21 protein-coding genes and 1 pseudogene are annotated in these 24425 nt (G+C 38.3%); 12 read left to right on the top strand and 10 right to left on the bottom strand.

Features of this window, described 5'->3' with window-relative positions; translation table 11 throughout:
* Positions 1 to 230 precede the first annotated feature (230 nt).
* Positions 231 to 1154, top strand: a complete 924-nt coding sequence (gene mdh, locus CYTFE_RS0100815; protein WP_044213923.1) for a malate dehydrogenase — start codon at positions 231 to 233, stop codon at positions 1152 to 1154.
* 118 nt (positions 1155 to 1272) lie between these two features.
* Here mdh and CYTFE_RS24380 read toward each other — a convergent pair whose 3' ends face one another.
* Both CYTFE_RS24380 and CYTFE_RS0100825 read right to left on the bottom strand, forming a co-directional pair.
* On the bottom strand, positions 1273 to 2772 hold the full coding sequence (locus CYTFE_RS24380) for a TolC family protein (RefSeq protein WP_052342903.1): 1500 nt from the start codon (positions 2770 to 2772) through the stop codon (positions 1273 to 1275).
* A 3-nt stretch (positions 2773 to 2775) separates the two neighbouring features.
* Positions 2776 to 3999: an efflux RND transporter periplasmic adaptor subunit gene (locus CYTFE_RS0100825; RefSeq protein ID WP_161636302.1), complete on the bottom strand. Its 1224-nt coding sequence runs from the start codon at positions 3997 to 3999 to the stop codon at positions 2776 to 2778.
* Between the two features lie 350 nt (positions 4000 to 4349).
* Between CYTFE_RS0100825 and CYTFE_RS0100830 the strand changes: the two genes are divergently transcribed.
* From CYTFE_RS0100830 to CYTFE_RS0100855, 6 genes are all read left to right on the top strand, one after another.
* Positions 4350 to 5378 (top strand): GntR family transcriptional regulator, encoded by a 1029-nt coding sequence (locus tag CYTFE_RS0100830; RefSeq protein ID WP_027470251.1) that lies wholly within the window; start codon positions 4350 to 4352, stop codon positions 5376 to 5378.
* Positions 5379 to 5547: 169 nt separating this feature from the next.
* Positions 5548 to 6216 carry a cobalamin B12-binding domain-containing protein gene (locus CYTFE_RS0100835; RefSeq protein ID WP_027470252.1) on the top strand — a complete coding sequence of 223 codons (669 nt, stop codon included), beginning with the start codon at positions 5548 to 5550 and terminating at the stop codon, positions 6214 to 6216.
* Between the two features lie 258 nt (positions 6217 to 6474).
* Positions 6475 to 7833 (top strand): uroporphyrinogen decarboxylase family protein, encoded by a 1359-nt coding sequence (locus tag CYTFE_RS0100840; protein WP_027470253.1) that lies wholly within the window; start codon positions 6475 to 6477, stop codon positions 7831 to 7833.
* Between the two features lie 313 nt (positions 7834 to 8146).
* Positions 8147 to 9058, top strand: a complete 912-nt coding sequence (locus tag CYTFE_RS0100845) for a CobW family GTP-binding protein (protein WP_027470254.1) — start codon at positions 8147 to 8149, stop codon at positions 9056 to 9058.
* Between the two features lie 113 nt (positions 9059 to 9171).
* A complete protein-coding gene (locus CYTFE_RS24385; RefSeq protein WP_052342904.1) occupies positions 9172 to 9855 on the top strand; it encodes a vitamin B12 dependent-methionine synthase activation domain-containing protein in 684 nt (227 codons plus the stop codon).
* A gap of 3 nt (positions 9856 to 9858) precedes the next feature.
* Positions 9859 to 11352, top strand: a complete 1494-nt coding sequence (locus CYTFE_RS0100855; protein WP_027470255.1) for an ASKHA domain-containing protein — start codon at positions 9859 to 9861, stop codon at positions 11350 to 11352.
* A gap of 211 nt (positions 11353 to 11563) precedes the next feature.
* Here the strand turns inward: CYTFE_RS0100855 and CYTFE_RS0100860 are convergent, their stop codons facing one another.
* From CYTFE_RS0100860 to CYTFE_RS0100895, 8 genes are all read right to left on the bottom strand, one after another.
* Entirely contained in the window at positions 11564 to 12157 is a 594-nt protein-coding gene (locus tag CYTFE_RS0100860; RefSeq protein WP_044213930.1) for a LysE family translocator, read from the bottom strand.
* A gap of 113 nt (positions 12158 to 12270) precedes the next feature.
* A complete protein-coding gene (locus CYTFE_RS0100865) occupies positions 12271 to 13296 on the bottom strand; it encodes an aldo/keto reductase family protein (protein WP_044213925.1) in 1026 nt (341 codons plus the stop codon).
* Between the two features lie 43 nt (positions 13297 to 13339).
* Complete coding sequence (locus tag CYTFE_RS0100870) at positions 13340 to 13840, bottom strand: DUF4867 family protein (protein WP_027470258.1); 501 nt, start codon at positions 13838 to 13840, stop codon at positions 13340 to 13342.
* Between the two features lie 84 nt (positions 13841 to 13924).
* Positions 13925 to 14986, bottom strand: a complete 1062-nt coding sequence (locus CYTFE_RS0100875) for a zinc-dependent alcohol dehydrogenase family protein (protein WP_027470259.1) — start codon at positions 14984 to 14986, stop codon at positions 13925 to 13927.
* Positions 14987 to 15123: 137 nt separating this feature from the next.
* Entirely contained in the window at positions 15124 to 16833 is a 1710-nt protein-coding gene (locus CYTFE_RS0100880; RefSeq protein ID WP_044262458.1) for a sodium:solute symporter family transporter, read from the bottom strand.
* An 8-nt stretch (positions 16834 to 16841) separates the two neighbouring features.
* Positions 16842 to 18167: an L-fucose:H+ symporter permease gene (gene fucP, locus CYTFE_RS0100885; protein ID WP_027470261.1), complete on the bottom strand. Its 1326-nt coding sequence runs from the start codon at positions 18165 to 18167 to the stop codon at positions 16842 to 16844.
* Between the two features lie 126 nt (positions 18168 to 18293).
* Positions 18294 to 18728: an L-fucose mutarotase gene (fucU, locus tag CYTFE_RS0100890; protein WP_027470262.1), complete on the bottom strand. Its 435-nt coding sequence runs from the start codon at positions 18726 to 18728 to the stop codon at positions 18294 to 18296.
* 26 nt (positions 18729 to 18754) lie between these two features.
* Positions 18755 to 19969, bottom strand: a complete 1215-nt coding sequence (locus tag CYTFE_RS0100895) for an ROK family transcriptional regulator (protein ID WP_027470263.1) — start codon at positions 19967 to 19969, stop codon at positions 18755 to 18757.
* 254 nt (positions 19970 to 20223) lie between these two features.
* On the opposite strand from CYTFE_RS0100895, the gene CYTFE_RS24390 reads away from it, so the two are divergent.
* The 5 genes and pseudogenes from CYTFE_RS24390 to CYTFE_RS30985 form a co-directional block, all read left to right on the top strand.
* Positions 20224 to 20829 (top strand): hypothetical protein, encoded by a 606-nt coding sequence (locus CYTFE_RS24390; protein ID WP_052342906.1) that lies wholly within the window; start codon positions 20224 to 20226, stop codon positions 20827 to 20829.
* Between the two features lie 170 nt (positions 20830 to 20999).
* Positions 21000 to 21602, top strand: a complete 603-nt coding sequence (locus CYTFE_RS0100905) for a hypothetical protein (RefSeq protein ID WP_027470264.1) — start codon at positions 21000 to 21002, stop codon at positions 21600 to 21602.
* Between the two features lie 117 nt (positions 21603 to 21719).
* On the top strand, positions 21720 to 23363 hold the full coding sequence (locus CYTFE_RS28190; protein ID WP_052342907.1) for an ATP-binding protein: 1644 nt from the start codon (positions 21720 to 21722) through the stop codon (positions 23361 to 23363).
* A 6-nt stretch (positions 23364 to 23369) separates the two neighbouring features.
* Complete coding sequence (gene xseB, locus CYTFE_RS0100915; RefSeq protein ID WP_027470265.1) at positions 23370 to 23573, top strand: exodeoxyribonuclease VII small subunit; 204 nt, start codon at positions 23370 to 23372, stop codon at positions 23571 to 23573.
* A 724-nt stretch (positions 23574 to 24297) separates the two neighbouring features.
* A pseudogene (locus CYTFE_RS30985) lies at positions 24298 to 24414 on the top strand (hypothetical protein); the annotation flags it as partial.
* Positions 24415 to 24425 lie beyond the last annotated feature (11 nt).

The raw sequence follows: 24425 nt of genomic DNA on the forward strand, positions 1-24425 counted from the left end.
TAAATGATTAAATCATTCCCCGATCCTTGGTCTCAGGAATGGTTTATCTTTTTTTTATTTGTCGGTTTAAGCACAACTTTATTCCATGTTTTTTGTTTGTTTAAAGATGTTGTGAAACATCATTTAATAATTGAAGAAAAATATCTGCAATTAAAATCAACTGTATATATTTGTGATTCTTATAAAAATAAATATCATCATTATATAGCAAAATTTAAAGTAATACAATTATGAAAGTAACCGTAGTTGGAGCCGGAAACGTTGGAGCTACTTGTGCAGACGTTTTGGCATACCGCGAGATTGCCAATGAAGTAGTTTTAGTTGACATTAAGGAAGGTGTGGCCGAAGGAAAGGCCTTGGATATATGGCAGAAAGCCCCTATTAATTTGTATGATACACGTACAATTGGTGCTACAAACGATTATGCCAAAACAGCTGATTCGGATGTTATTGTAATTACATCGGGTGTTCCTCGTAAACCAGGAATGACACGTGACGACCTTATTTCAATTAATGCGGGTGTTGTGAAAACTGTCACTGAAAATGTAGTTAAGTACTCTCCTGAGGCCATCATTATTCTTGTTTCAAATCCTCTTGATGTAATGACTTATCAGGCGCATATCACATCAAAATTTCCACGTACCAGAGTGATTGGTATGGCTGGTATTTTGGATACGGCACGTTATAGAGCTTTCTTGGCAGAGGAATTAAATGTTTCGCCTAAAGATATTCAAGCGGTATTGATGGGTGGACATGGTGATACGATGGTTCCTCTTCCTCGTTATACTACTGTAGGAGGAATTCCTGTCACTGAATTAATCGACGCTGAGAAATTAGATGCGATTATTGAACGTACTAAATTTGGTGGTGGCGAATTGGTGAAACTAATGGGTACTTCTGCTTGGTATGCTCCGGGTTCTGCTGCTGCGCAAATGGTAGAAGCGATTGTGAAGGATCAAAGAAGAGTATTTCCTGTTTGCATTAAGTTAGAAGGTGAATACGGTATTGATGATTGTTACTTGGGCGTACCTGTTATTTTAGGTAAAAATGGTATCGAAAAAGTAATTGAGCTTGATCTGAACGATGAGGAAAAAGCCTTGTTGGAAACCAGTCGTCAGCATGTTTTAGAAGTAATGAAAGTATTGGATAAATAGTATTATCCAGGTATCATATGAAAGGCTGTGCGGATTTTTGTACAGCCTTTTTTATTTGGTGTACTTTACTTCAACAAACAGACCAGATCAATAAAGTATTGCCATCTTGGTAAATGGACTATTTTTTAAGTCCTGACAGAAGCGGATTCTCGTAATTTATTTTCTGGTCTTTTTCAAAATCATATAGGGTGAGTTCTCTTAATAGATAATAAGAGGTCCAGTACGACTGTAATGACTTAATGTAGTCGCGCTTGGCCTTGTCTCTTTCCGACAGAGAAATATTCAGATCTGTAATGCTGATTTCGCCATTTTGAAATTTTTTAAGTGCGATCAAGTATCCGTTCCCGGCTACGTTATCTGCCTCTTTCGCTATTTCAAGTTGTTCTTTCAATAAGCCGAATTGTTCAACCTGCACTACCACGTTGCGTTCAAAATTTTCCCGGTCTTGCTGTACGTCAAACAAAACTAAATCACGCTTGCTTTCGGCCAGTTTTACATTAGAACTTGATTTTCCCCAATCTAATATAGGTATAGCCAATGATAGGCGAACGGATTGTTGATTAACTGTATTTTCATATACCCCCGGAATGTTTTCCCCAATATTGGTGGTTCCGTAAGTTCCTTTTAGAGTTGCGGCTAATCCATTGCCTCGTTTGGCTTTGGTTAAGTTTCTTTGGGCTTCTATTAATCGTCTTTGATATTGAGTGGTTTCTTTTCTGTTTTCCAATGCTTCCTTGAGGGCTTTATCTGGGTCTATTTTAAATAATGCCATTTGAAGTGGCATCAGTAATTCAATATTTATGTTTTGTTCCAATCCTATATATTTTTTCAGCGCAAAATCTGCATTTTTTAAGTCCATATTTGCTTGAGAAAGTGATTTTTGGGCTGTTAATACGGATAGTTTTATTCTGGAATAATCATTTTCACTGATGGTACCTAGTTTTATTTTTGTTTCGGCAATCTTTAAATTATCCTTACTGTTGTTTAAATTATTTTCAGCGAGTCTATAGTTGGTTTGAACTGTTAGGTATCTGAAAAATAGCGAAGTTGCTTTTTGTGAAATTTCTTCGATGGACTCAATAAAGTCCTTTTGAGCTTCGGTATACACCAGAGGTTCTGTTTTTTTTGACCATTTCATCCAGTTGTAGGCAAAGATAGGTTGGGTAACCCCAATAAGGTATGGATTCCCTTGAAAATTTGTGTAGTCATGCACTAAATCTTCATATCGGAATAAGGTGCTTTTGGCATATATTTGAGTACCTAATTGAGGAATGGATTGGTTGACTGCTAGTTGGGCGCTATTTTTAAAATACCCTACTTCTCTAAATTGTACACTACCATCATTTTGTGTTATGGGCCGTGTTCCTTTTTCGTAATTGGGTAGGTCTCCGCTTAATACCAGTTGAGGACGGAATTGTGCTTGGAAGTTTTTCCAACGCCAATAAAAATTTTCGTATCTGTTTTGTTCATATTTCACAGATGAAGATTGGCTAATGGCTAGGTCTACTACGTTTTTTAAACTCAATTCCATTCTGGGCAGGTTATCTTTTTTTTGCCCAAGGGCTAAGCTTAATACATGGGTAATCAGAGCTGCAGCTATCATTCTTTTTGCCATCATATTTTATTGCTTTTCAATTTTTATGCTTTTCAATTTATTTAATGGTGAAGAGGTGGAAATAACCACTTCGCTTCCTTCGGAGGCTCCTTCTTTTAACTCAAGATATTCGTCGGTGATCAAACCAAATTCAAAATCTTTTTTGATGGCACTGTCGCCATGTATTACGTACAGACTTTGTTTTTTATTGGAATTTATTAGCTTGCCTTTCTTTAAGCGCAGCACATTATAACGGGCTCTCTTAACAATTTGCAATTCTACTTTTTGGTTAGGAATTAATTTTGATTGGTCCTTTTCGGTAAGAACCACTGAAAAACGAAGATTACCATTGTCTAACATGGGCATTATAGAACTAACTCTTCCTTGCAGGCGATGTTTATTAACATTAATATAGGCGCGCCTACCTATTTTTATCATCCATCTATTGTTTGCATCAATGGAAGCTTCTACTTTTAATCGTGTTAAGTCTGATAGATTGGCCAATATCCTTTCTCCTTGTATCTTTTCGCCTTCTTTTGCATGTATATTTAAAATAATACCATCCGAAGGCGCTTTAACGTCCATTTTGCTAAGTAACTCCTGTTGTTGCTTGAGTTCTTTTTGCTGCATCTCTATTTGTAAGAGCAAGCCTTTTTCATCCGTGGCAAGTTGTGCCAGCTTGATGGTGTTTTTTTGCTTGGCTAGTTTAAGTTCTTTTTCTGCCAATACCAGTTCTTGTTTGGTTTTATCTACTTTGGCTTGCGAAATACCTCCTACTTCTAATAGTTGATGCTGATCGGCTAAGGTCGACTTGATGGAGGCAATTTTTAATTTTTTAGTCTCCTCACTATAAGATAAGTCGGCGCGCGTGCCTTTTGCATTCAGACGGGTTTTTTCTAAGCTGTTGTGCTTTACAGCAAGCTGGTCATTCAATTGTTCAATTTTATCCTTGACGGCCTTGGAATCAAGTTTAATGATTGTTTCACCTTGTGTTACTCTTTGTCCAGGACCTTTTATAATTTGTTTGACAATGCTGGAAGCCGGACTCAAAAGTATTACTTCGTTGGCAGGTTCAACATGACCTTCGGCTGTCTGATAACTTTCAATATCACCTTTGTCAATAAGGTATGATTCGTATTTGCCTTCCATTAGTTTTGATTGTTTGGGCTGGCAGGCACTCAATATAAAAAGCATTACCCATACATAAGCTCCGAGGTTCTTTCGGAACTTGAATTCATTGTTACCATTCATAAACATAAAGCTTGTAGTTTCAATATCGCTGGTTAAAATTACATAAAGACACTGAGAAATTCGTCTAATAATGAAGGTATTATGGGGCGTGTTTTGGTATTTTAGGTAAGTGTAGTGTTATTGTATAGTGAATATTAGCTTTTTCTGTATAGATGTTGATTTAGAAAGTCTCTAAATAAGCTTTGTTAACATACCTAAATTATATGATTCTGGAGGGGTATTTTGATTTTTATGTGCTATTGTGCCGAAAAACAAGGGTTTTGTCGAGGTGTGATGGTATGTGACTTAGTGTGATGGTATGTGATGTTTTGTTATTTTCATCAACTATTTTTAACATCTTAAATGTCGACATGCTGAAATTTGAAGGGCATATACCCATATACAAAAAGTTGATTGAGTTTTATCGGGAGAAAATTTTAAAACAAGAGATAAAGCCGGGTTCGAGGATTGATTCCATCAATAAAATGATGGAACGACATCATATTTCGCGGGATACAGCCAAAAGGGTTATTAGGGCATTGGTGGACGAGAAGTTGGTGGTGTCACAGGTGGGGCGGGGCACTTTTATTAAAGGTGTAAGCGAGTTGAAAAAAATGTGGGGTGTTGTAATTCCTTTTTATTCAAATAATATTGAAGAGTTAATTTCAAAATTGATGATTCATGCGACCTTGGCTGAACGAGGGATGGAATATTTTCTTCATTATAATAATCCGGATGAGGAAATGAGAATCATAGGAAACTTGATTCAAAAGGGGTATGAGGCGATTATTGTGGTGCCAAATTATGATGAATCCCAGACCGGGGAATTTTATCGCAGATTAAATGTAGGTAGTACAAAATTAGTGTTGGCAGATTATACCATGTCTGGTTCTTATTTTAATTATGCCATACAGAGTTACGACTTGGGGGTGAAAAGAGCTGTGGATTATATGTCGAAAAAGCAAGTAGGTAATTATTTGTTGCTGAGTCATGATACCTGGCAAGGTAGTAATATGGTTTTTAACCTGATGAAACAGACCTTTGAAACCATTTTAGATGTTAGAGCTAAGCACCAAAAGCTCTTTTGTTGTTCGGATATTAATGTATTGACGAAAGAATTTTTGAAAGAAAATCGGATAAAGGGAGTGTTGTCGGTTCAAGATTCAATAGCTATTCGTCTTATGGGTAGATTAAAAAGCTGGAATATATCTGTTCCTGAGGAGTTAACGGTGGTGTCATATGGAAACACAGAACTCTCTATGCTTTTTTCGCCTGCCCTTACGGTGGTGGATTGTAAATATGAAAAGATGGCTGAGATTATCCGCGAAATGATATGCAAGGACGAAGTTGATAATAGGCAGGTGGTTATGCAACCCGAATTAATTATTAGAGAGACATGAAAATGTTATTTATACCCTAAGTGATAATTGTGCAAATATAGCTAAATAGTTGTCACTATAGCTTTAAATTATTCGCATGAAAGGCTGTAGTTTTGCTACCATACAATCAATCATAGGGTTGTGTTAGAAAGGAAAGAATATAAATCAAACAAGATTAAATCTATATATTATGAATGAATTATTTGAAAAATTAGCGGACTGTGTGGAGTTTGGTAAGATCAATAAAGTATCTCCTTATCCTCCTAATATGAAGGATCAGGATGGGGCGGATGAAATTGCCAAGCAGTTGTTGGACCAGGGAGTGTCGGCCAATGATATTCTAATGAAGGGACTAATGATCGGAATGGAGAAAGTAGGTGTGAAGTTCCGTGAAAACAAGGTTTTTGTACCGCAGGTTTTAATGAGTGCAAAAGCGATGACGGCTGCTTTGGAACATTTGAAACCGTATTTCCAGTCGGGAGAAGCGGAGCGTAAAGGAACCTTTATTATTGGAACTGTGGAGGGAGACTTGCATGATATAGGAAAAAATTTGGTGGCCATGATGGTTGAAGGTAATGGTTATGAGGTGATTGACCTGGGTACAGATGTGAAAGCAGAGACCTTTATTGAGGCTGCAGAGAATAATCCGGGCAGTGTAATCGGTTTATCGGCTTTGTTAACCACAACGATGAGTAATATGGAGAAAATTGTGGGGGTTATCAAAGAAAAACATGCCGACCTAAAGGTTTGTATTGGTGGTGCACCTGTAAACCAAGATTTCTGTGATAGAATTGGGGCCGATAGTTATAATCCGGATCCGCAAGGCGTAGTAGAGTTTTTAAATGCCTTAGCCTCTTAAGATAGCTGTTAACGAATAAGAGCTTGGTGATTTATTACCGTGCTTATGTTTCAATAATTAGCGTTTATGAAACGGCATATAAAGTTATGATTTTGATGAATGTAAAGGTGGATGAATGCATTTATATGAGCGTTTTATATGACAATAACATACAAATTTAAACACGTAATACGGGCATGGACAGAGCAAATAATCTTACACATTGGTGAATGATTAATCCTGGCGAGTTCCATATGACCATTAAAAGAAAGTATAAACATGAAAGGATTAGAGTTAATAAAAAAAGCAATGAAGCTTGAGGAAGTTGAGAGAATTCCTTGGGTTCCTTTTGTAGGTGCGCATGCAGGTAGCTTATTGGGATTAACAGCAACAGAATATTTGCAATCAGCTGACAAAATAGTTGAAGGTGTCAATAAAGCCATTGAGACCTATCACCCAGATGGTATTCCTGTTGCTTTTGATTTGCAGATTGAGGCAGAGGCTTTAGGGTGTAAATTAGCTTGGGCTGATGACAACCCTCCTGCTGTGATCTCACATCCTTTAATGGAAGGTACTAAGCTGGAGGATATGAAAGTACCTTGTGCTTGTAAGGGGCGTATTCCTATGGTGATGGAGGCAACCCGTAAGTTGAGAGAACAGCATGCGGATGTTGCATTGTATGGTTTGATCACAGGACCGTTTACCTTAGCACTTCACCTGTTGGGTACCGATATCTTTATGCAGATGATGATGGATCCTGAAGCTACGCATCAATTAATGCGCTTTGCAACTGATGTGGCTAAAATGATGGCGGGTAATTATATCGAGGCTGGTGCCGATGTGATTGCTATTGTGGACCCGATGACCAGTCAGATTGACCCTGCTAGCTTTGAAACCTTTGTGACACCTTATATCACAGAAATTAACGATTTTATTCGTGATGCTGATGCTTTGAGCTCTTTCTTTGTTTGTGGAAATGCACAGCAAAATATAGAGCAGATGTGTAAAACAAAACCAGACAATATCTCTATTGATGAGAATATTCCGTTGGATTATGTTAGAGATATAGCCTTGAAGCATAAGGTATCTTTTGGTGGTAATATAAAACTTACCGTGGTATTGCTTATGGGTGATGAAGAGGCTTCACGTAGAGATGCCTTGGAATGTATGGATATTGGTGGTAAAAAAGGCTTTATCCTGGCTCCGGGTTGTGACCTGGCAATGGCTACACCAAAAGAAAACTTAATCGCTGTTTCTGAATTGGTTCGTGATGAGGTGCTACAGGGTGAATTGAGAGCCTCTGAAGCGGCTACTGATAATATCGAGTTATTGGATCTGACCAACCACTGGGATAAGGATAAGGTTGTTATCGATATTATTACTTTAGATTCTTCGTCTTGTGCTCCTTGTCAATATATGGTTGATGCAGTGGCGCGTGCTTCAGAAAAATATGGCGATAAAGTGGTGTATAAAGAGCATCGTATCAAGGAGATGGAAGGCGTTCAGATGATGGCTACCCTGGGAGTTAAAAACTTGCCTACCATTGTGATAGACGGAAATATCGATTTTATATCACAAATACCACCTATTAATGCTATTCAAGCAAAAATAGAAGCGTATTTGGAAGCTAAAAATTAAGTCCGGAGATGTATTAGAGAATCTATTATGAATTAAAATTGTGGACAATGTGTCACTTGTTATCTTGTTTTATATGATTGAATTAAGTTTTCAATGGTCATATGGAGCTTGACTGGATTAATAGTTTCCCTGTGAGTGAAACTATTCTCATGGTTTGTTTCTATTTAGCATAGGGGTGCTATGCTTCATCTTAACCAGTTCTTGATTGATGGCACTTTTATTTCTCATGACGAGGTTCTAATACATCATTAAAATTTACCATACCGGGGATTACGTTCTATGTGGATCCCCGGTAATATATAATTTAGCAAAGGTGACAACATTTAATCTTATAACAGGATTTTTAGGAAGTGGAAAAACAACTTTGCTTCATCATTTACTCAGTGAGCTATCTCAGCTAAAGCGTATTGCTGTTGTTCAAAATGAGTTCGCACCAACAGGAGTGGATGGAAAAGAACTTCAGCAGGTAAATGGTGAATTTAAGTTGCTTGAGATAAATAATGGTTCCGTATTTTGTGTTTGCCAGCTAGGTAGTTTTGTGCAGCAAATGCAACGGCTGATTGTGGATTATAAACCCGAGATTATTTTTCTGGAGACATCTGGTTTGGCTGACCCAATTAGTGTTGTTGAACTATTGCAAACGGATGAGTTAAAGGATATGGTTACCTTGGATAAAAACATCTGTCTGGTGGATGCTCCTAACTATTTTAAAGGTATGAATATCGTGCAGCGTTTTAAACATCAGATCATGATTGCAGATCATATCATCCTCAATAAAACAGACCTTTTTGAAGGTGATTTGCAAGAGGTAGTTGAATCCATTCGCTTGTTAAACCCTTATGCAGCGATTATTTCAACTACATATGCTCATATTGGCTGGACTTCATTTTGTGATGATCAGATACAAAAAGGGGCAGCTGCTGAGCGCTATATTGGTGTTGAATCCGAAGGTAGACCTGATATGGTAGCTTGCGTGCTTAGAACACATGAAAAATTAGCTGAAGAGGGACTCGTTGCCTTTCTTAAAGAACTACAGCAAAGATGTCCGCGTATAAAAGGATATCTTAATTTGAAGGATGGTAGGGTGATGTTGGTTCATGGTGTCTTTCATAAGCTTGAGTTAAGTGAAATAGATAATTATACTGGACCATCCGAATTGGTCGCCTTTGGAAAAGAATTAACGATTGGAGAGTTGCGAAGGACATTTAAGCGATATGTGGCTTAAGGGTGCGCACAAAAGTAATGAAGTACAGGTAGATGGTGATTTGATGTAAGTCAACTGTAAATCAAAATCTTCATCAAAAGATAGGTGGTGTTAAAGCTAAGAATACTGAAAAAATGGAGTCTACAAAACATTTTTCATTTCATATGAATGAATTGGATATTTTATTGGAGGATGTGGAAGAATTAGCACATTTGGGTGATGATATGCCTTTCTATAGCTTATTTTTGAAAGAAGAGATAAAACGGTTTAATAATATAGCATCGGTTGAAGGAGGTTATGTCATTAAAAAAGGGGGTATTAGTGGGGATTCTATTGAAGTGGAAAATACACTTTTTCAAACAGGTAGGGATATCAATAGACATTTTAGAAATGCTACTTACTTTGCTGTTTTTTTATGTACTGCCGGCAGTGAAATATCGGAACGCTCTAAAGAACTTAGTTCACAAGGTCAATTGTTGGAGGGATACATATTGGATGTTCTAGGTTCTGTTATTGTAGAAAAGGCCATGGATAAGATACAGGAAACCTTGAAGAGTCAAATGGAGCCCAAAGGATTACGAATATCGAATAGATACAGTCCTGGATATTGCGCTTGGGATGTTAAGGAACAAAGGAAGTTGTTTTCTTTTTTTTCGGATGGTTTTTGTCATGTTAAATTAAGTGATACTTGTTTAATGCATCCTATAAAAACGGTGAGTGGTATGATTGGAATAGGTGAAAAAGTGAAGTATCATAAACATGTCTGCCATGCTTGCAATAGCGTTAACTGTCTTTATAGAAATGTATCCCACTCATAAGTTATGCCCTATATAAAAATTCATCAGCAAAATCGACTTTTAAGTCTTGAATATGAACAAGGAGAATCTTTACTCCACTTTTTACAGAAGCAAGGTATGGATATATCATCCCCTTGTGGTGGTAATGGAAGCTGTGGTAAATGTAAAGTAAGAATAAAAGGTGTGGGGATGGTTAATTCCTGTTCTTATTACCCCACACAGAATATAGAGGTGATACTACCTGACGAGAAGGAAGCTAAGATACTTACCCATCAAAATAAATATTCACTTCATCTTCCTCTTCAGGTAAACAAATGGATACTACAATCAGATTTTCCCGTTGGTTTAGCTATTGATGTCGGGACTACAAGTATGGTGTTTTATTGGGTTAGTCTGATTACCGGGCAAGTCATTCGAAGTATTGGGGTGGGCAATCCACAGGTAAAGTACGGTGCCGACGTTATAACGCGTATCACATTTTGCACCGACGCAACCAAAGTGCGTATTTTGCAGGAGGAATTGGTTAGAGCCGTGAATCAGCAAATTGATCATTTTGTGACCCAAGAAGGTATTCAGTACGGTCATATTGTTAAAGTATCGGTTTCTGCCAATACAACCATGTTGCATTTGTTAGCTGGTGTGAATCCAGGTTCACTGGCTTTGGCCCCTTTTAAAGCACAGTTTTTGGAAGCAAGAGTGTATCATGGATCGGAGTTGAGGTTTCGCATAAATAGTGCAGCAGAAGTACATTTGATGCCTTCTATATCGGCCTATGTGGGAGCTGATATTGTATCAGGACTGGCGTCGTTATATCCGCAGGAAACAGTTAAAAATTACTTGTTTATTGATATCGGAACCAATGGAGAAATGGCTGTTGTTACACCTCAAAAAATATTCTGCTGTGCCACCGCTGCTGGACCGGCATTGGAAGGAGCTAATATTTATTGTGGAATGGCTGCTTTTGATGGAGCTATATCGGCTTTTGATGCCTACGGCTACCAGACTATTGGAAATGAAAAACCCATCGGTATATGTGGTTCTGGTTTGTTGGATGTTATGGCCTATTTGCTGGATCGCAATATCGTATTGGCCGATGGTACCCTAAATAATGATTTTGTTTTAGTGCCCAAAGAAGAGGCAGGAAACAATGAGGATATTGTTATTACTCCCCAAGATATTAGGGAAATACAACTGGCGAAGAGTGCTTTTTTTACTGGTATTAAGTTACTGGTTCAAGAGGCCGGACTTACTTTTGAAAAACTGGATGCCCTGTTTTTGGCAGGAGGCTTTGGTAATTATTTGAATCCGGAAAGTGCTGTTACAATAGGACTTTTCCCAAAGGAGCTTTTGGGAAAGGTGATTACGGTGGGTAACACATCAGGCACGGGTGCGGTTCTGAATACAATCAGTACCCAATATGAGCAGTATACGGATGCAGTAATAAAAAAAGCACAACTGATAGAACTGGCTAAGCATCCTGATTTTGAACTTGAATATGCAATGAATATGTTTTTTTAGTATTATATTAGATAGTTTTTGCAAGAAAACTCCAAATACTGCGTTATTCTCATTTTTGAAACAGTCATTGCTGTATTCTTATATAATCCTCAAAAGTGAATTATAAAATCTATTGCGAATTAAAGTTGTTTTTATTCAATTTACAATTTCCTGTTTATTTTTAGAGATAACAAAAATATTTTGTAGCGTAGTTTTAAGAAGTAGGATATATCTATGAAATCAAGATGTCAATAGCCGCATATACGAGTCCTGCAGTCATTAGCAAGGTAAAAGATCGTTTGATTGTTTTATGGTGGAGGTATTTATTAATGATTGCACCAAACAAAGCCCACACAGAAACAACTATAAAAGTAAATGTGGCGATACCTAGGGCAGATAAAACCAAGTATAATTTGTTTTCCAGAAATACCATAAAAAAAGTGGAATAAACGGTCATGCCGTAAAAGATGGCTTTGGGATTTACCAATTGAAGGATTGCTCCATCGTAAAAACGAGGCTGTACACCAACCTTTGCTTTAGAGCCAATATTTAGTTTCATGGTTTTATATGCCAGGTAAAAAATATAGGCTGCTCCAATATATTTAAGGTATAAAGTAAGTTTAGGCACCAGGGAGGCAAGGCCATATGATAAAACAGCACATACCATCATCATCACCAAAGTACCGGAAAAAATACCAAGTATATACGGTAATGTTTTAACATAACCCCTGCTCATACTAAAAGCCATGCTTGAAATATTGTTAGGCCCCGGAGAAAATGATGTGGGAAGGGCAAATGACAAAAAAGGAATGAATTCAAAAGCCATGGTTATGATTTTTATAAAGCCTGTATCAACTATGTTTTCTGCTAAAAAATAAAAGACCATCCTGTGTTCAAGAGGATGGCCCTATTTATCTAAAAGCGTGTTTTGCAAATTTGTTATTGAGCAATTACTCCATCTTCGTCCCAAAGGTCTTTCCAGTGCTTAGCACCTTCCCAAAGGAATACCTGACCTTTAACCAAACGAGATCCGCATTCGCAGTTTTTGATGGATGCAAATTCTTCGTCCGTTAAAGGATCGGTAAATGAAGATTGTAAGTTACTCAGGTATTCTGCAGGGTGAACGGAGAATGGTATAGTTACCTGTCCGTTTTTAATGGCCCATTTGATACAGATAACTGCCGGGTGTACACCTCTTGCCTTTGCAATGGCTTGTATCTCGGGAGTTTGAATATCTACAGCATCGCCCTCAGCAATATCGCGTTCAGGACGAGTAGGTGAACCGATAGGCATAAATCCGATGGGTTGAATCTGCTTCTTCATGCAATAGTCGAATAACTCTTGCTGTTGAAAACAAGGGTGCATCTCCATTTCATTCACTGCAGGAAGAATTTTCATTAATGGAAGTGTCTTCTCGAATTTAGCAATCGTCATGTTTGATGTACCAATGTTACGCACTTTACCGGCATCAACCAATGCTTCACATTGTTTCCATGTATCCATAAACTCGTCAACAGAGAATGGTTTTGAATCCGGGTTACGTGCATCACCATCACAACCAGGTGCATGGTAATTTGGAAATGGCCAGTGAATCAGGTACATATCCAGGTAGCTTAACTGAAGGTCATCCAGTGACTCCTGACATGCTTTTTCTACCTCACGGTGGCGGTCGTTCCAAACCTTACCAGTGATAAAAAGCTCCTCACGAGTACAAACGCCTTCGTCAATTACTTCCTTAATAGCCTGACCAATTTGTTTCTCGTTTCCGTAAACAGCGGCACAGTCAATATGACGGTAACCTAAACGGATAGCATCTTTTACCGCAGCCGCTACTTCATCGTGTGTGAAGCGGTCTGACCCAAAAGTTCCTAAACCTACTGTAGGAAGCTTATCTCCTGAACGGAGTACTTTTGAGGGTACATCCGCAGGATTGATCGCTGTGAATTGTTTTGTAATATCTGACATGTTATTATAGATATTGGCTAATAGCTTGCGCTAATAGCAGAATTTACATTTCAATTTTAATATAATCCTCTTCTTTCAGATTTTTAACCACGCAGTCGTTTGCATAGGTTCTTTCTGGAAGGTTTACAAGGATATTGGCAGGGCGGTCGTTGGGTGTAAAAGGTCCCCAATGCCATACTCCTGGCTTAATGGTAAATACCGTGCCTCTTGGGATATAAAAAACCCGCATCTTATCTAATGGGATATCATCCTCACTGGCAGTGGCCGGTCCTACTTGTAACAAAATATCGTTATCCAAAGGGATGTTGACCTCTGCACATGAAGAGTGATATTCCAATATGTCGATGATCAGTTCGCGTTTTTCTACTCTACAACAAGAATAACTCAAGGGTATATCTCCTCGGACATCCAATTGTAGCTGATCGCGAAAAAATTCAACCGGTGCCGCGCCTAACTTTTCATCTGTAGGATTTATTAAGTTAGAAAACGTACCAAAGGGTTTAAATGCCTCCAACGACAGCTGTTCTACTTTTACTGTTCTCATTTTTATAAGTATCAAGTCGCAAGATGTAAGTATTAAGATACAAGCTATATTTGCACCTTAATACTTGTTCTTGCTACTAGGTTATTACTTAATCTCTTCGTCGTATACAACAGCGATTTTTCCACATTTACCGCCGTCCATCATAGTGTATGCTTTGTCGGCATCTTTCAGTTCAAAACGTTTTTCAACCAAGTCTTCTGGGTGAATGTTCCAACGTACTAATAGTTCAACCAACTCTTCCATTCTCCATGTGTTGGTAACCCAAGAACCGTGGATTGATATTTGGTCGTGGATAATATCTGGAGAAGGGTTGAATTCTACAGTACCTCCTTCTCCTATCATCACATTTTTACCCCACTTGCGTGTAGCACGGATTGCCAACTGACGCCCATGGGTGTTACCTGAACAGTCTACCGTTTTTTCGAAACCTTCACCAGAGTGCGTTACGGCTAATACTTTTTCTAAGGTATCAGGGCCAGCCACAAATACCTCATCTGCTAAACCTAGTTTTTTAGCAATATCAGCACGCTCTTGTACCGTGTCAACACCAACAAGTTTGTTAGCTCCTAGTGCTTTACATAGTTGAAGTGCAGCCAGACCAACAGGGCCAAGTCCTACTACTAAAACCGCATCTTTACCTGAGATACCAATTTTCTCTAAGCCTTCGTATACGGTACCAAAACCACAAGCAACCTGTGCTCCGTCTACGTATGAAAGTTCATCGGGTAATAAAACACAGTCTTTTTCGTCGGCAAGAATGTATTCAGCCATCCCTCCGTCACGTTGCCATCCGTAGGCGGCACGTTGATCTGATGTACATGAAATCATGTATCCGCGACGACAGTCGTTACAAACACCACAACCCGAAATATGGTATAAAATAACACGGTCTCCCTCTTTGAAACGTTTCATGCCTGTACCACACTCTATAATTTGTCCACATGGTTCATGACCTGCAATTTTGTTTTGATAAGCCTCTGGACCTTTACCTAGGTGTTCACGGTAGATCGCACGGATATCAGATCCGCAAATTGTGGAAGCTTTGGTTTTTACCAATACTTGTCCGGGTCCGGGAGTTGGAACTGGAACTTCTTTCATCTCAACAGTACTGTTACCAGGAAGGTAAGCTGCTAACATTGTTTTCATAGTGTTTTGTTTTTTAAGTCGTTAGTGCTTGTCGTTTCAAGTTTCTAACATTAAGAAAATAAGTAAATAAAATTTTTTAACTCAATATGCAGAATAACTGCTAAAAAAGAGGCTCCGGAGAGCTTTATCCCAGTGTTTTAGGCTATTGATTCTAAAATAATCCATAAAACAGTTAGGCTTATAATAATTGCTAATCCTATAATTCTAAAGTCTTTAACTCCATTGTATTTATCCGGCCAATAATCTTTTAGTCGGATGCAAGTGGATATTTGGGCTTCCGTTGGTTTGGCAGTTAGTAAGCTGGCTACTATCATAATAAGTGCGCACAGTACAAATTTCCACCAAGCTTGCATCATAAATACCATGCCCAGCGATCCGGTGATGGCTTTTGTTTGGGGCAGTAGATTTATTCCGTTGGAAGCAGCTATCTTTTCTGCCAAACCTTTTAAGCCGGGTAATAAATTTTCGTAAGGAAAATCCAGTAAGAAGACAAAGATTCCCATTACTAATCCAACTGCGAAGGTGATATTGGCAGCTTTGGCGGTGCCTCGTTTCCAGAACATACCAAACATAAATACTGCCACAATAGGAGGGGCTATCATGGCCCCCAGTGAATTAACTGTATGAATGATGGTGTCGCCAAATTTATCGGCCTGGGTACTCCATGCAATTGCCAAAATCATGATGACCACAGCCGTATACCTACCTATCAATACCAGTTTTTTATCGTCTGTTTGGGGTTTGATTCTTTTGATAATATCAATCGAAAAGAGGGTAGAGGCGCTGTTTATAGCAGCGGCTACCGAACTCATAAGTGCAGCCAATAAGGCCGCAATAATCAAACCTTTTAGACCAATGGGTACCAGACGGTCAATCATAAAGGGCAATGTGTTTTTGGTGTCAGCTCCGATGTCCGACTTGAAAATAACATATGCCAATACCCCTGGTAAGAGGAAGAATAATACGGGTAATATTTTTAATATCGCCGTAAACATAGGACCTACTTTGGCGTCATATTCTGTTTTTGCACCTAAAGCACGTTGTACAATGGTTTGATCAGAGAACCAATACCAAGCACCAAGAACAAAGTAGCCCAGCAATGCCGCATACCACGAGATACCTCCTTCCGGAGGATTGGCAGGGCTATTTTCAGGACGTAATATGCTAAGTGTGTCAGGTGCTAGTTGTGCTTTAAATTCGGCAAAAGAATGAATTCCAGCATCAGGTAAGGCAAAAATACCAAAAATGGTCAATGTCATTGCACCTCCAATTAACAATACGGTTTGTACACTCTCTGTGATAGCAACAGCTTTTAATCCACCTACTACGGTGTATATGCCTGTTAAAACGGCAATAAAGATGATGCCATAAATTTCTTGTAAACCAAAGAATTGTTTGGCCAGTTCGGCTCCTGCATATAGACTGATGCCGATATGAATTAGGAGAGCTGTAAGTATGGCAAATAGTACCATCCAAGTTCTGGATGCGCCATTAAACCTTCTTTCGTACCACTCGGGGATGGTTGAAATACGGGTTCTGAAAAAATAGGGTGCGATAAAAAAGCCTAAGAAAACAAGGAACGGAATAGCCAGCCATTCGAACAGGCCATCCACTAAACCGTGTTTAAAACCCGATTCGGCGAAGCCTATCAAATGAATAGTTGATATATTGGCAGCGAACAGTGCTGCCCCAATAACCCCCCATTTAAGTGAACGGCTTGCTAAAAAGTAATCATCTGATGATTGTTCCGACATTTTCTTTTTAATGGCAAAAACGCCCAAGAGAACAATGCCTACCAAGTAAGCAATGATGATGATAATATCCAGTGTTCCTATGTTAAAGTTCATCTTAGGGATTATTTAAGGTGCACTTTTTCGGCTCGATAACTATAAATGGCTACCACACCGAGGCATATCAATGGTAATATGAATGAGAAGTTCACTTCGGGTACGCCCAGAATCAGGGTGTCGTTGAACTTAGGGCCGCCAATATCGAGGATAGAACCTTGTATGGGGGGCATGAGTGCACCTCCTACAATTGCCATCACTAGACCTGCGGATCCCAATTTCGCTTCATCACCCATGTCTTTAAGAGCGATACCATATATGGTAGGAAACATGATGGACATAGCGATGGAAATACCTACTAAGGAGTATAAACCTACGATGCCTGATATAAAGATGGCCCCGGCAGTAAAGCCCATTCCTGCAATAGCAAAGTAGAACATTAATTGTCCCGGACGGACGTATTTTAGCAAATATGTACCCGCGCTACGCCCCAAGAGAAAAGCAATCATTGCTGCCATATTGTACCATGTTGCCGTTAACTGGGCATCTGCAGGTCTTGCGCTGTTTATGTTTTCTACATATTGATAGATAAAGGTCCAACACATGATTTGTGCCGCTACGTAAAATATTTGAGTGATGACACCCTCGTAGTATCGTTTATTTCTTATAAGAGTATTAAATGTATCTCTGATATTTAAAGTATCGTGCGTATCCGTCTTTTTAGGCATTTTAACAAGCGCAATAACTATAAGCATCAGCAGCACAAAAAGCCCCAGAGCAATATAGGGAGTACTGATAACAGCCAAGTCATCTGTACGAATGGAGGCTTGCTTGGCAGCAGAAAGAGCCTGATAGGCTTCTGTTGTATAATCGTCTGAACTAAGTGCTTTTATAACCAGTATTTGTGCACCTAACATACCCAGTAAAGAACCCAAAGGATTAAAGGTCTGTGCTAAATTAAGCCGGCGTGTAGATGTCTCCGAGCTCCCCATTGAAAGTACGTATGGATTAGAAGTGGTTTCTAAAAATGCCAGTCCAAATGTCAATATATACAATGAAGCTAAATAGAAACCGAAGATTTCTAGTTTGGCTGCGGGTATAAATAGTAAAGCACCAGTAGCGTATAATGCCAAGCCGAGGAGTATCCCTGATTTATACGAAAATTTACGGATAAACAATGCGGCAGGTATAGCCATGGTAGCATAGCCACCATAGAATGCCAGCTGTACCAATGCCGCTTCCATGTTTGATAGCTCTGGCATTACTTTTTTAAATGCTGATACCATTGGGTTCGTTAAATCGTTGGCAATGCCCCAAAGAAAGAACAAACTGGTAAGTAATATGAAGGGTAGAATGTATTTTTTTTCTACCACTTTTGCAGCCTCTTTATTCATATGTTTAAATTTAATTTTCAAAGGTCATATGGAACTCGCCAGTGAAGTTATTCTCTTGTGTGAGAATTTATTTTTTCCATGGCTCGTTTCATATGAATAGATTTGTAGATTGATTAGCTTTGAGGATTACATACTTGGGGTAACACCCTTTTTTAGTAAGATATTACCATATTTGGCTGTTTCACCTGTCATTAATACCGCAAAAGCACCCCTGGCTTTATCGTAAAATTCAAAGCGACCGATTCGCTCTATGGGCGGAACATTGGGATTTGATTTGTGGATCGCTTTTAAGTAAGCTTCCTCTACTGTTGGATCCAGTTCGTCACCTTCAACAGCGGCCATCATTGTTAAAGGGGCTGGAACGTATGAGTCTAATTCAAATAGAGGAAGGATCGCCTCCAGTAAGTCAGGAATTCTTAAGCCGTCAGCTCTTAATACTCTTCCGTTAAATGACTCGCCAGGGAAATGGGCATCCGCTAAAATAATTTCATCGCCATGACCCATGCGGGCTAAAACTTCTAAAAGTTCGGGGCTAATAAGTGGTGATATTCCTTTTAACATGTTCTAGATATTTTGTTGTTTATTTATTATACTCTGAAATTCAATACCTCATGCAAAATGAGGGATGTGGCACCTTTTACTGCTGCCTGATTTCCTAATTTACTTTGCAATAATTCTATGTTTCGATGGGGTTGTTGAATAACCTCTTTGTTAAAAACGTTTTTAATGCGCTGGGTAAAAAATATCCCTGAGTTCATTACCTTGCCACCTAATACAATGGCTTTGGGATTGAATAGGTTGGCAGCTGAAGCAATGGCTTGACCCAGATAATCGGCTGCTTGATTAAACAATTCCAAGGCAAAGGTATCTCCTTCTCGTGCCTCTTTGGCAATGATCTCTGTTGAAATACTCTCGTATTTATTTAATGTGGATTCCGGGTGTTGTGTTTTCTGCCTGTTGGCAATTTCTGTGATTCCTCTTCCTGAAGAATAGCATTCCAAACAATCCATTTTACCACAGGAGCATTCTATTCCAGCAGGTGTTGTGCCAATAATTTTATTGTGTCCAATTTCACCTGCCATACCATCAAAACCAAAAAAAGGTTGCCCGTTCATGATAAAACCAGATCCAATACCGTAGCCAATATTGATGAATATAAAATCCTTGCACTGATCTCCAATACCATACATTAACTCCCCCTGTGCCATTACGCGCGATACGTTATCTACAATGACGGGTACCTTAAAGTGTTTTATCAATGGCTTTTTAATATCTACGTCTTTCCATTTGAAGTTTGGTGAATATTCTATATGATCGGTTTTCTTATTAATGAAGCCGGCAGCTGCAACGCCTATTCCATGCAACTTTTTCTTTTCAATGCCGGATTTTTTAAAAAGTTGCTCGATTAAATCAATGACCCGCTCTAAATCTGATTCATAACTATCGCTGGCTTCTGTTCTTGTGTCTACTTCTGCCAAGGCATCCCCATTTAGATTTGAAAGAACACTGTATATGTGGGTGCGACCCCAATCGATACCAATCACATAGCTGTCCGCTCCGTTGAATTTTACAATCATCGGGGGGCGACCTCCATTTGATTCGCCAATGCCTACCTGAACAGCTAGTTTTTCGAAATTAATCAAGCTATCAACTATGCGGGTTATGGTGGGCGCACTGAGACCTGTTTGTTTAACTATTTCGGCGCGCGATATCTCACCGCTCTCCCTGATCAAATTTAAAACTTTGATCTTGTTTAAACGATTGATATACTCTGCACTTCCTTTGGGATGACTCTGTTTCATTATTTACTTTCTAACGGTACGAAAATAAGTGTGAAAAGCGAGATTTGCAAGTGGATGGTCAAAAAAAATCTCCATCATCCTTAATTAGAATGATTCTAAAGGGAGCCGGGGTTTATTTATATGTTTAGTATTGTGTGGATTTTTGTAGTTTCTTTATATTTGTTGGATCGTAAAGGCCTATAAAGTTTAATTTTTCCTTTATTTTGCATTATATTTAAAATCATATTCAACACAACGAACTAAAATTTATTACAGTGAAAAATTTAATATCAACATTTTTAGTATCCATTATTTTTTTGGGACAAACAGTTTCAATGGAAGCTCAGGAAAGTGGTAACACCGGTCTGGAGGGAGGAAATATCGGAAGTCAATTCGATTATGCCATTCGTAAATCCAATACTTATGAAGGTTTTAAGGTGGTTAAAACAACATGGCTATATAAATTGAAAGGAAATGCTTTGGACTCAGTGAAAGCTTTAAGGGATAATATAGTGTCATTGGAAACGAAAGTGCAGGATCAGCAGAATGAGATGAATACTTTAAAGGCTGACTTGAAAGAGGCCAACGATAGGTTGGGGATAGCGACCAAGGAAAAGGACAGTTTCAACTTTTTAGGAATGCTTTTAACAAAAAGTGTTTATAGTACTATGGTTTGGACTATTATTTTTATTTTGATTGTGACCCTTGGTATTATGGTGTTTTTATTTAAACGTAGTAATACCATTACTATCAAAACCAAGGAAACATTGGGTGAAAAGCAAGAGGAGTTTGATGCGCATAGAAAATGGGCACTGGAAAGGGAACAAACCTTGGCACGAGAGCTGAATAAATTAAAGCAAAAATACAAAGGACTCGATTAGAGTCCTTTTTTATGTACGTTTTCGGACTCCTATTGGTTCGGAAACGGTCATTTAAAAGGTGTTGTTTTTTAGGGTTGTTTGTGTAAGTATTTGTATATCTGCACTATGTGTTCTTCGGCACGATAAGTGATTTCTACCTGTTACAAACCAAAGTATAGGAGGATGAAATCATGAAAACACAAGTAAATCAACATGGATATCATTTAGGAATTGTTAAAGTATTGATCATTTCTTCGTTCATTCTGTTGGCCTTTGGGGTCTACAAAGTTTTTAAAGTGAATGAAACCACACAGGAGTTTGTTTATGAAAATTCGATGGAAGGTAATATGCCACCATCCTTCCATTCAGGTGTGTCGGATATGCTCTATACGCACTCGTTTAGCAATGAGGTAAAGGAGGAAGCGCTAGCCGTTGAATCTTGGATGTTAAGTAGTAAAGGGTGGGTGGTAGATCATCCAGCACATGTAAGTTTTTTTGAAGAAGACGAGCTTAGCTTAGAGGGGTGGATGATGGAGCTTGCAGACTGGAATGTACCCATTATTTCTAGAGATAAACTGGCCGCCTTGGAATGGGGCGAAGAGGAACCTCTGGTACTGGTTTCGTGGATGATGAGTTGTTGTACATGGGTGCCTGATAAATTTGGAGAGATCAATATAGAAGAGTTTAGTAATTCTTTCAAGGAGAACGCATTGGCCTTGGAGGACTGGATGTTGGATGACAATTCCTGGTTAATAGTAGATCACAGTCTTGTAGGAGATTACCCCAGGACTTAATATTGTATGTCACATGATTAGAAAACGGTAACAAGATAAAAATCATATTATTCAGCTTTTGTATTAAAATCCTTTTTTTATCTTTACAAGCAATCACAGCCTGGATATTATATACAAATGCGTTACTTACTTAAAGGATTAATTTTAGTTTTTCTACTTCAGCTTGAAGTTGAAATAATGGGAAGCGATGGTGGTAGGCAGGAAACATCTTTACAAGCAAATTGTGACATTCATAGAATTATTTCTACTGCTGATTTGTATTTTCAGATAGATGATAATACAAAGGCTATATCCATGCTTAGGGCTAACTTGCTTATGTGCGAGGATACAGCGTTGCATGAATATATGAAATATAAGATAGCCATTGCTTATATGAATATAGGCCAGCATGAGGAAGCGCTGCCATTTTTACGTTCGTATATGGCTTATCAGCAAAGTAAAGGTGATTCGTTAGGCATGGCAAGAGCTAATATTGCTTGGGGTAAATATTATTGCCAATGCAAGGAATATGAAAAGGCATCTGATATTTTGTTTGAGACCTTGAATCATATTCCTTCTGGAGAAGAAAGAGAATTGGAGGCCATGACTTTTTTGGTATTGGCACAACTAAATGTGCAAACCAAAGTGTTTTCTGAAGCAAAGGCCTATGCGCAAAAAGCCATGGCGATATCTTCTTCGTTAAATAATGATAGTCTGCAATTAGAGTGTTTTAATTTTTTCTCGCACTTGTATGAGATGATGGGTGATGATCAGTCTGCCCTTTATTATAAAAATAGAAGTATAGTCCTTGATCACTCCATATTACGTGCTAAAGCTGCTGCTTTTTTTTGTGTTGAATCCGTGAATAATGAAGACAAGGGAGGTGTTGAAAAGTTAGATTCAGAGCTCGTAAAAATGATGATTGCAGCTCGTTTGTTAAGCTTTAAAAACAATGAACTTATTTATTGGGGGAGTATTGTGCTTTTAGCTGTATTTTCGCTTGTGTTTTTTGTGTTGTTCCGCTCAAAAATGATATTGAGTAAAAAGCTTAAGCATAAAAATGAAGAGCTGGAAAAGTTGAATGCTACCAAGGATAAATTTTTTTCAATCATAGCACATGATTTAAAGAGTCCGTTTAACTCTTTGATGGGATTCTCAGAACTTTTGTCCTTGCAGGTAGAAAGCAAAAGTCATCAGGAAATAGTCGCTTATAGTCGTTCCATATATCATTCAACACGTAAGTTATACTCCTTGGTGGAGACATTATTACAGTGGTCCAGAACCCAGTTGGGTACCACAGAGTATAAACCCGAAAGGTTAGATGTGAAAATTGTGGTCAGTAATATTGTTTCGATTCTTAAAATTAACGCAGAGGAGAAGGATATTGTTATTTCCGTGGATATTGCCGATGATTTACTCGCTTGGGCGGATAAGAATTTATTTAGCGCAGTACTCCGGAACTTAGTAAGCAATGCCATTAAGTTTTCAAGGGTGGGCAGTGTAATTAGCGTTTCGGGAAAAGTGAAAGGATCGAATATCGAGATTTCTGTGAAGGATACGGGTATTGGTATTAGCAAAGATAACCTGCAAAAGATTTTTAGGGTTGATTCTAATCATAGCACCACCGGAACATTTAACGAAAAAGGAACAGGCCTTGGCTTGGTGTTGTGTAAAGAGTTCGTGGAAATTAATAAAGGAGTGATTAGTGTGGAAAGTAAACTTGAAAAAGGTAGCACATTTAAATTTACTGTACCTTTGACTACGCATAATCATATTAAATAATAGCATATGACAAAAAAAAAGATAGGCTATGTGGAAGCCATAACAGAAATTGAAGATATCCTTTCTAAAATTGAAAGTAATGAATTGGATGTGGATGAGCTATCAGATAAGGTGAAGCGAGTATCTGTTTTGCTAAAAATTTGTAAGGAGAAATTGCATACAACAGAAACCGAGGTGGAAAATATTTTAAAAGAAATTGAGGATGTTTAAGACTCTTGTGCTCCTTTTTTGAAGCATTTATAAAAGCAAAGGAGTTTAAAAGAGAATTTGGATCATGTACAAAAGTTGGGTCTGTTGAAAAATAAGTATTTATTTAGCTGTTAAATAGAAACGGATAAAATAAATTGTGAAAGAAGAACTATCATTGGAGCCATCGGTGGCTCTATTTTCACCAGCAGGAATATTAGATTATTTCCAGATCGTATCCTATCGGAAATCTTCAAGCGGAAAGCATATTTTAAACTAAGAATTTGAAGTTAAGGGTGTTGATATTCTATTTTAATAATAATTTCAAGTATAACGAAAGTCTTTACAATTTATCCAACCATATTCAAGAACTTTCATCTAAAGGATATCTTCTATTAATGTACAAAGCTATCAATTAATGAACCGCAGGGTTGGCCAGAACAATAGCCCCGGGGCCGGCGTTGGCGAGAAGCTATGAACCCGGAAAATGCATTAGAAAATCTATTAGGAAGTTCTAATACATCATCCGGGTTTCTGGGCGCACTTGAGGTGGTAGTGCTGTTGGCCTAGAGCGAAGGAAGTGTGCGCCGGACGGAAAGGGAAGTTGATGTAGGGCTGATAGCGATCTATTGTTCTAGACCTTTTTGGTCCTTTTTATGGCAATGATAAAAAGGACATTAACGCAAGTTCCAAAAGCAAAGAAAATTATCATATAAGTTAGAAACATTGCTCTCGATTAGATAACGGAAGTACCAATGCTGCAGCAGAATCTTTCAATGCAAAAGTAAAGGATTTCAAAAGGCAATTCAGAGGTGTTGTTGATGTAAAATTCTTCTTATTCAGATTAATAAAAATATTTGCATGACAACTATAAAC

Origin of the sequence: Saccharicrinis fermentans DSM 9555 = JCM 21142 (genome assembly GCF_000517085.1) — a bacterium.
Taxonomy (GTDB): Bacteria; Bacteroidota; Bacteroidia; order Bacteroidales; family Marinilabiliaceae; genus Saccharicrinis; species Saccharicrinis fermentans.

Bases quoted from the DNA above. Each gene is read 5' to 3' on its own strand.
- mdh (WP_044213923.1), top strand. From the start codon at position 231: ATGAAAGTAACCGTAGTTGGAGCCGGAAACGTTGGAGCTACTTGTGCA.
- CYTFE_RS24380 (WP_052342903.1), bottom strand. From the start codon at position 2,772: ATGATGGCAAAAAGAATGATAGCTGCAGCTCTGATTACCCATGTATTA.
- CYTFE_RS0100825 (WP_161636302.1), bottom strand. From the start codon at position 3,999: ATGAATGGTAACAATGAATTCAAGTTCCGAAAGAACCTCGGAGCTTAT.
- CYTFE_RS0100830 (WP_027470251.1), top strand. From the start codon at position 4,350: ATGCTGAAATTTGAAGGGCATATACCCATATACAAAAAGTTGATTGAG.
- CYTFE_RS0100835 (WP_027470252.1), top strand. From the start codon at position 5,548: ATGAATGAATTATTTGAAAAATTAGCGGACTGTGTGGAGTTTGGTAAG.
- CYTFE_RS0100840 (WP_027470253.1), top strand. From the start codon at position 6,475: ATGAAAGGATTAGAGTTAATAAAAAAAGCAATGAAGCTTGAGGAAGTT.
- CYTFE_RS24385 (WP_052342904.1), top strand. From the start codon at position 9,172: ATGGAGTCTACAAAACATTTTTCATTTCATATGAATGAATTGGATATT.
- CYTFE_RS0100855 (WP_027470255.1), top strand. From the start codon at position 9,859: ATGCCCTATATAAAAATTCATCAGCAAAATCGACTTTTAAGTCTTGAA.
- CYTFE_RS0100860 (WP_044213930.1), bottom strand. From the start codon at position 12,157: ATGGCTTTTGAATTCATTCCTTTTTTGTCATTTGCCCTTCCCACATCA.
- CYTFE_RS0100865 (WP_044213925.1), bottom strand. From the start codon at position 13,296: ATGTCAGATATTACAAAACAATTCACAGCGATCAATCCTGCGGATGTA.
- CYTFE_RS0100870 (WP_027470258.1), bottom strand. From the start codon at position 13,840: ATGAGAACAGTAAAAGTAGAACAGCTGTCGTTGGAGGCATTTAAACCC.
- CYTFE_RS0100875 (WP_027470259.1), bottom strand. From the start codon at position 14,986: ATGAAAACAATGTTAGCAGCTTACCTTCCTGGTAACAGTACTGTTGAG.
- CYTFE_RS0100880 (WP_044262458.1), bottom strand. From the start codon at position 16,833: ATGAACTTTAACATAGGAACACTGGATATTATCATCATCATTGCTTAC.
- fucP (WP_027470261.1), bottom strand. From the start codon at position 18,167: ATGAATAAAGAGGCTGCAAAAGTGGTAGAAAAAAAATACATTCTACCC.
- fucU (WP_027470262.1), bottom strand. From the start codon at position 18,728: ATGTTAAAAGGAATATCACCACTTATTAGCCCCGAACTTTTAGAAGTT.
- CYTFE_RS0100895 (WP_027470263.1), bottom strand. From the start codon at position 19,969: ATGAAACAGAGTCATCCCAAAGGAAGTGCAGAGTATATCAATCGTTTA.
- CYTFE_RS0100905 (WP_027470264.1), top strand. From the start codon at position 21,000: ATGAAAACACAAGTAAATCAACATGGATATCATTTAGGAATTGTTAAA.
- CYTFE_RS28190 (WP_052342907.1), top strand. From the start codon at position 21,720: ATGCGTTACTTACTTAAAGGATTAATTTTAGTTTTTCTACTTCAGCTT.
- xseB (WP_027470265.1), top strand. From the start codon at position 23,370: ATGACAAAAAAAAAGATAGGCTATGTGGAAGCCATAACAGAAATTGAA.